The organism is Sporomusa sp., assembly GCF_057736855.1.
This window is the reverse complement of sequence record NZ_JBYKYF010000354.1, coordinates 1-2,755: the sequence shown is the minus strand read 5'-3', so window position 1 is coordinate 2,755 and position 2,755 is coordinate 1. Positions and strand designations below refer to the sequence as shown.

The following is a 2,755-nucleotide window of genomic DNA, read 5'->3' as shown; positions in this document are numbered from 1 at the left end:
CGGGCTGAAAGTTCAGTAGGCTGCGCCGGGATCTCGTAAGAGAAATTGCCGCCCGTTATTGCGGCGAGGTATCGAGTTTTTACTCCGTACCTTATGAGTGGCTGTAGGTATACTATAGCAATTTGGGTGGTATCGCGGATTAATCTCCGTCCCTTGTGAGGGGCGGAGATTTTTATTTAACAATTTTTTATCAAAATTTTTAATTCGATAGGTAAGAAAGCACAAGGAGGTTATGGCATTGAAAATGCTTGGGGCGGAAGCAGTTATTGAATGTTTGAAAGCAGAGGGTGTGGATTTGGTATTCGGTTATCCGGGCGGATGTGTATTGACGCTTTATGATGCATTGTTCAAAGCCAATTTTCCGCATGTTTTAACTCGTCATGAACAAGGGGCAGTACATGCTGCTGATGGTTATGCACGTGCAACCGGAAAAACCGGGGTTTGCTTTGCTACATCAGGACCAGGTGCAACTAACCTGATAACAGGTATTGCGACAGCTTATATGGACTCCGTACCCTTGGTGGCAATTACTGGACAGGTGGGAGTAGCGGTGATCGGAAAAGATGCTTTCCAGGAAGCCGATGTCTGTGGGATTACTACTCCTATAAGCAAACATAATTATCTTGTGAAAAAGGTGCAGGATTTACCCAGAGTCTTGAAAGAAGCTTTTTATATTGCTCGAACCGGGCGGCCAGGACCTGTCGTTATTGATATTTCCCGGGATGTTTTTAATGCCGAGTTTGATTTTGTCTATCCAGATGCGGTACAGCTTAGAGGCTATAAGCCGCTGTTTGATGGTGACCCTGAACAAGTTGAAGCTGTTGTGAAGGCAATGGAGACTGCCAAAAAGCCGGTAATTTTTGTTGGTGGTGGTGTCACGATTTCTGAAACATCGGCAGAATTGCGCAAGTTAGTTCAGATGACAGGGTTTCCTGTAGTTTCTAGCCTGATGGGGTTAGGCTGTATACCGTCTAACTCTCCTGAGCACCTGGGGATGGTAGGAATGCATGGAACTTACGCCGCTAATATGGCCACAATGGAATGTGACTTGCTATTGGGGTTTGGAGTGAGATTTGATGATCGTGTGACAAGTCTTGTTCAGCACTTTGCGCCACATGCCAAAGTTGTACATTTTGACATTGATCCTGCTGAAATCAATAAGAATGTTCGTGCTGACCTGCGGGTAATCGGAAATCTTCGCTGGTCGTTACCGCTGCTTTGTGAACATGTGTCAAAATGCAATTTGCAGGAATGGCAAAGTAGGATTGCTGCATGGAATGAGCTGGTACGGGGATGGAAACGAGATAAGCCACTAACTTATACGCAGGACGATAGTAGTATCAAGCCCCAGGCTGTGATTGAAAAACTAAGCCAGTTGACACAAGATAATACGGTAGTTGTAACCGATGTTGGACAACATCAGATGTGGACTGCGCAGTTCTATAATTTCCCCAGAGCACGTTCTTTTGTGACTTCAGGCGGTTTAGGAACCATGGGCTATGGCTTACCGGCAGCTATCGGTGTCCAAATGGGATTACCTGATAAACAGGTTGTACTTATTACTGGGGATGGGAGTATTATGATGAATTGTCAGGAACTAGCGACTGTCGCAGATAATAATTTGCCTGTTAAGATCATTGTCATTAATAATCAAGTACTTGGAATGGTCAATCAATGGCAGCGGATGTTTTACGGACAGCGTTATTCTCATTCCAGTACCAAGGGGTGTACTGATTTTGTAAAATTGGCCGAAGCTATGGGAGTTCCTGGTTTGCGGGTGACTTGTCCTGACGAATTGGATCATATGCTAGAAAAAGCTTTACAGATGAAAGGTCCGGTACTTATTGAAATTCTTGTGCCGTCTACCGAAGATGTATTACCCATGGTTCCGCCAGGTGGACGTCTGGATCAAATGCTGTTGGGAGGTTGAAACTAATGAAATATACTTTGGCTGTACTAGTTGAAAATAGGCCAGGTGTTTTGACCCATATCTCTGGTTTAATCAGCCGGCGGGCATTTAATATTGAAAGTATTGCTGCCGGTTATACCGAAGAGCCTGATACTACCCGGATTACGATTAGTGTGGAAGCAGAGAATGAAGTAGAGTTAGAGCAGGTAGTCAATCAGTTGTCAAAATTGATTGATGTCATCAAAATCGTTAACCTCACATATGTCGAGTCTATTGAGCGAGAATTGGCACTTATCAAAGTAAAAGCAAGCAAAACTAACCGCTCTGATTTGGTAAATGTTGTGGAGATCTTCCGGGCCAAAATCATTGATATCAACCGCGAAACAATGACTATTGAGCTTACTGGTGAAGAAAGTAAAATCGATGCATTTTGTGAAGTGTTACTGGACTTTGGTATTATTGAAATTGTCAGAACTGGCAAAATCGCACTTTCGCGGGGGCCAATTCCTGCAAAAGACATGTAGATATGAAGAGTATAACAAAGCGGCAAAGGGAGTTTTCCGATCCTGCCGCTTTGTTTACATATTTATCTATACTAGTTAAAAATCGAACACAAGAGTTAGAACTTATCTCTTGACGGTTAGATAGTTTTATTCTATAATAACTTCTGCACCCCAAAACGGGATGCGCGAGATAATGCCGGAGTGACGTAATTGGCAGACGTAGCAGACTCAAAATCTGCCGGGGGTAACCCCGTGTCGGTTCGAGTCCGACCTCCGGCACCATAGCGAACGGGGCGTGGCTCAGTTTGGTAGAGTACCTGGCTTGGGACCAGGGGGTCGCAGG

Annotated in this window: 2 protein-coding genes and 1 tRNA gene; all 3 read left to right on the top strand. The window is 44.5% G+C overall.

Annotated features, from left to right (window positions below; all coding sequences use genetic code 11):
* Window positions 1–238 precede the first annotated feature (238 nt).
* The 3 genes from ilvB (at window position 239) to AC29Z1_RS16060 (ending at window position 2,694) form a co-directional block, all read left to right on the top strand.
* A complete protein-coding gene (gene ilvB, locus AC29Z1_RS16070) occupies window positions 239–1,930 on the top strand; it encodes a biosynthetic-type acetolactate synthase large subunit (protein WP_488272463.1) in 1,692 nt (563 codons plus the stop codon).
* Between the two features lie 5 nt (window positions 1,931–1,935).
* Window positions 1,936–2,433 (top strand): acetolactate synthase small subunit, encoded by a 498-nt coding sequence (ilvN, locus tag AC29Z1_RS16065; RefSeq protein ID WP_488272462.1) that lies wholly within the window; start codon window positions 1,936–1,938, stop codon window positions 2,431–2,433.
* 174 nt (window positions 2,434–2,607) lie between these two features.
* Window positions 2,608–2,694 (top strand) — tRNA-Leu (locus AC29Z1_RS16060).
* Window positions 2,695–2,755 lie beyond the last annotated feature (61 nt).

What these genes read in the sequence shown, in the direction of transcription:
- ilvN (WP_488272462.1), top strand. Translation starts at nt 1,936, where the DNA reads ATGAAATATACTTTGGCTGTACTAGTTGAAAATAGGCCAGGTGTTTTG.